Source organism: Mucilaginibacter sp. P4_G9 (assembly GCF_056400985.1).
The window spans coordinates 1-4,461 of sequence record NZ_JBFUKF010000405.1; the positions used below are offsets into that span (position 1 = coordinate 1).

5 protein-coding genes are annotated in these 4,461 nt (G+C 41.6%); all 5 read right to left on the reverse strand.

The annotated features are described in order from the left end of the window. A partial coding sequence (locus tag AC1DPZ_RS22605) for a glycosyltransferase family 2 protein (protein WP_477407707.1) occupies positions 1 to 470 on the reverse strand: 470 nt, incomplete at its 3' end. A gap of 3 nt (positions 471 to 473) precedes the next feature. After that, entirely contained in the window at positions 474 to 1,091 is a 618-nt protein-coding gene (recR, locus tag AC1DPZ_RS22610; RefSeq protein WP_477407709.1) for a recombination mediator RecR, read from the reverse strand. A gap of 121 nt (positions 1,092 to 1,212) precedes the next feature. After that, a complete protein-coding gene (locus AC1DPZ_RS22615; protein ID WP_477407711.1) occupies positions 1,213 to 2,067 on the reverse strand; it encodes an AMP nucleosidase in 855 nt (284 codons plus the stop codon). Between the two features lie 142 nt (positions 2,068 to 2,209). Beyond that, complete coding sequence (gene clpX / locus AC1DPZ_RS22620; RefSeq protein ID WP_477407713.1) at positions 2,210 to 3,448, reverse strand: ATP-dependent Clp protease ATP-binding subunit ClpX; 1,239 nt, start codon at positions 3,446 to 3,448, stop codon at positions 2,210 to 2,212. A 143-nt stretch (positions 3,449 to 3,591) separates the two neighbouring features. After that, positions 3,592 to 4,323 (reverse strand): ATP-dependent Clp protease proteolytic subunit, encoded by a 732-nt coding sequence (locus AC1DPZ_RS22625; protein WP_477407715.1) that lies wholly within the window; start codon positions 4,321 to 4,323, stop codon positions 3,592 to 3,594. Between the last annotated feature and the right edge of the window lie 138 nt (positions 4,324 to 4,461).

The following is a 4,461-nucleotide window of genomic DNA, read 5'->3' on the forward strand; positions in this document are numbered from 1 at the left end:
ACATCTGTTAAACGCGATTTTGAAAAATGCCTGGCCAAACCTGTAAGCTTAAAAAACACTTCCCATGGCCTGGTGAAACCGTGTTTAGATTCTTTCAGGAACCTGCCATCGGGCGTTATCATACGCACGCCCAAACCGCCGGCATCTAAATGCATATCCATAAATTCCAATGACTTCTCAATGGTCTTTTTGCCTGTAATTGTATCCGCACTGACTACTAAAATATACTCACCTGTAGTTTGTTTAATACCCTGATTATAGGCTTTTGCAATACCCTCGTTGCGGGTGTTAGCTATTACCTTAACTGCGGGAAACTCATTTTTAATCATATCTACAGATTTATCCGCAGATGCATTGTCGATCACAAAAACCTCGTTTTCAACGCCCGTAACAGCCTCCATTAACGAATTAAGGGCAACCCTGAGCATTGCACAGGCATTGTGGTTTACAACTATTACGGATAGTTTCATATCTTACTTTGACAAGGAATTTTCATACGGAACACGTGTAGCAATGGATCGCCCTAAGGTGATCTCATCTACGTACTCCAATTCACCCCCAAAGGCTATGCCACGGGCTATCGTTGATATGATAATATTGAAAGATTTTACTCTTTTATGAAGATAGAACAATGTGGTATCACCCTCCATGGTAGCGCTAAGGGCAAAAATGATTTCTTTGGTTTCGTTGTTTTTTAAGCGCTCTACCAAAGTATCAACCTGCAGGTCCGAAGGCCCTACCCCATCCATTGGGGATATTAAACCTCCAAGTACGTGATAAATCCCATTATATTGATTGGTATTTTCAATGGCCATTACATCCCGGGTGTCCTCAACCACGCAAATGAGGCTGTGATCGCGTTTGTGTGATGAGCAGATTTCGCAAACAGCATTATCCGATATATTATGACAAACAGAGCAAAACTGAATTTCATTGCGGAGCTTGCTGATAGCAGTGCTAAACCGCTCAACATCCGGTTTATCCTGGTTTAGCAGGTGCAACACCAGGCGAAGAGCGGTTTTTTGGCCCACCCCCGGTAGTTTAGCAAACTCGGCTACAGCATTCTCCAGCAACTTGGACGAAAAATTCATTTTGCGAAGTTAATAATAAGTAAGGAAGTCCGAAAGTCGGGGAAGTCTGAAAGAATAGATTAGGTTAGGTTAATGACAGCCAATCTTTTCAACCTCTCCACTAATCAACCATTCAAAAACCTTAAAACTTCAGATGCTTAACAGTTAAGCCATTATTGATCAGTTGCTTTAACGATTCGATACCAATTTTCAGATGTGTTTCTACATATTGCTCGGTTACGGTTGAGTCACTTTCAGCGGTTTTTACACCTTCCGGAATCATCGGCTGATCTGATACCAATAACAATGCACCGGTTGGGATCTTGTTGGCGAAACCGGTAGTGAAAATGGTGGCAGTTTCCATATCAACGGCCATGGCGCGCAGATCCTTCAAATATTTTTTAAACACTTTATCATGTTCCCAAACGCGGCGGTTAGTGGTGTAGCAGGTACCGGTCCAATAATCGCGCGAGAAATCACGAATGGTGGTTGAGATGGCTTTCTGCAGGGCAAATGACGGCAATGCAGGCACTTCCGGCGGCAGGTAATCGTTTGACGTTCCTTCGCCCCTGATGGCCGCTATAGGCAGGATAAGGTCGCCTACGTTGTTCTTCTTTTTAAGGCCGCCGCATTTGCCTAAAAATATAACCGCTTTGGGATGAATGGCCGTAAGCAGGTCCATCACGGTAGCTGCTACCGAGCTTCCCATTCCAAAGTTAATAATGGTAATACCATTGGCAGTAACGCTTTGCATTGGTTTCTCCAGGCCCATAATAGGCGCATTATCGTTCCATTGCGAAAACAGCTGTATGTATTTAGAAAAATTGGTTAATATAATATAATCACCAAAGGCTTCCAGCGGCCGGCCGGTGTAACGCGGTAACCAGTTGGCAACAATGGCATCCTTGGTTTTTAACCCCGATTTTACCGGCGAACCCACTTCTTTTACTACCGCTGCATCGGTAGGATTTTTTTTAACATTTAATTCTTCGTTCATATGCGTAATATTTTTGCTTTTAATCTCCAATGGCAGCCCTGAAGCTGCCTGTTGAAAATTTCTGCTTATACAACAAACCCCGGCGTTGCACCAGGGTCTGCATTTATTTTAATAAAGATAGCTATCGATTCTTACCGGTAGGTTAAGCTACTTTTAATTTTTTCAGATCTGATTTTTCAAATTTCTCGTGAGCATAATCCAATGTAATGTGCAGGCGTTTCACATCTTTTTTTGATGGGAACTCAAACATCGCATCAATCATGATGGCTTCACATATTGAACGTAAACCCCTTGCTCCCAGCTTAAATTCCATTGCCTTATCAACAATAAACTCCAGCACCTCATCTTCAAAATCAAGCTTTACGCCTTCATATTCAAACAGTTTTTTGTATTGTTTCAACAATGAATTCTTAGGCTCGGTTAATATGTTACGCAGGGCAGTCCTGTCAAGCGGGTTTAAATAAGTTAATATTGGTAACCTGCCAATCAGTTCTGGTATTAAGCCAAATGATTTCAAATCCTGCGGGGTGATGTATTTGTACAGGTTTTTCATATCTACCTCGCCATCATCGCGCTTTAATTTGTAACCTACTGTTTGGGTACGCAGGCGATTTGCTATTTTACGGTCGATACCATCAAAGGCTCCACCGCAAATAAATAGTATATTACTGGTATTAACAGTGATCATTTTCTGATCAGGATGTTTACGGCCACCTTGTGGTGGTACGTTAACCATAGTACCTTCCAGTATTTTTAACAATGCCTGTTGTACACCTTCGCCTGATACATCACGGGTGATGCTGGCGTTATCGCTTTTGCGGGCAATTTTATCAACCTCATCAATATAAACAATGCCTTTTTCGGCAAGGGTTACATCATAGTCGGCGGCCTGCAATAAACGGGTAAGGATACTTTCAACATCCTCGCCTACATAACCGGCTTCTGTTAATACTGTAGCATCACAAATACAAAACGGCACATTAAGTACTTTGGCCAGCGTTTTTGCAAGCAGGGTTTTACCCGTACCTGTTTCGCCAACCATTATGATGTTTGATTTTTCAATCTCAACCTCATCCTTGTCAAYACGTTGATTAAGACGCTTGTAGTGATTATATACGGCTACTGATAATATCTTTTTGGCATCGTCCTGACCAATAACATATTGATCGAGGTGAGTTTTGATCTCGTATGGTTTAAGCAAAGCCGGTGCCAAAGGCGAGGCTTTTACTTTACGCACCTTTAACTCCTCAGCTAATATTTCATTAGCCTGGTTAACGCACTTATCACAGATATGAGCGTCGAGCCCTGCAATCAACATCAGGGAATCCTGTTTACCGGCGCCACAAAATGAGCACCTGATTTCCTTACTGTTTTTATTCATCTGATTCCTTTACTTGATCAAAATTAGTTAATAGGACTGAGAAATCAAAGTAATGAATGGTGAATAGCGAATGGTGAGAGGTGAAAAGATTGAAAATATTAACTTCCACTCTTACCGCTCACTATTCGCCACTCACTTATCACTTATACTTTCTTTCCCTTACTTCCTTTTAAAATTTCATCCACCATACCAAATTCTTTGGCTTCATCGGCTATCATCCAGTAATCACGGTCTGATGCTTCCCAAACTTTTTCGTATGATGCGCCGCTATGATCGGCAATTATCTGGTACAATTCTTTTTTCAGTTTTGTGATCTCATGATAAGTGATCTCAATATCTGATTGCTGACCTTGTGCACCGCCTGATGGCTGGTGGATCATTACCCTTGCATGCGGTAATGCCGCCCTTTTACCTTCGGTACCTGCACATAATAATACGGCAGCCATTGAAGCGGCCATACCAGTACAAATAGTTGCTACATCATTTGATATGAACTGCATGGTATCATAAATACCTAAACCAGCGTAAACCGAACCTCCGGGTGAATTGATATAGATCTGGATATCGCGTTTACTATCAGCCGATTGAAGGAATAGCAATTGAGCCTGGATAATGTTTGCAATATTTTCATAAATAGCATCACCCAGAAAAATAATGCGGTCCATCATCAGGCGCGAGAACACGTCCATCTGGGCTACGTTAAGCTGGCGTTCCTCTATAATATAAGGGGTCATGCCGGTTGGTAGGGTTGCTATACCGCTTGGCATATTGCTGCGCTCAACGTTCGAAATAAATTTATCTACGTAGATGCTGTTAATCCGGCGGTGTTTAACAGCGTAATTTCTGAATTCGTTTTTATCGATGTTACTACTCATGGTTTTTGTGTATGTTAATTTTAGGTGTGCAGGCTTTTTTACCCGCGATAAATATAGTTTTTAGTTGAATACAATTTTAATAAGATAGTTTGTATAAAGTAAAAATTATTTAGCCTCATGCTACCTCCTCTAAAGGAG

What these genes read in the sequence shown, in the direction of transcription:
- AC1DPZ_RS22615 (WP_477407711.1), bottom strand. Translation starts at nt 2,067, where the DNA reads ATGAACGAAGAATTAAATGTTAAAAAAAATCCTACCGATGCAGCGGTA.
- AC1DPZ_RS22625 (WP_477407715.1), bottom strand. Translation starts at nt 4,323, where the DNA reads ATGAGTAGTAACATCGATAAAAACGAATTCAGAAATTACGCTGTTAAA.
- recR (WP_477407709.1), bottom strand. Translation starts at nt 1,091, where the DNA reads ATGAATTTTTCGTCCAAGTTGCTGGAGAATGCTGTAGCCGAGTTTGCT.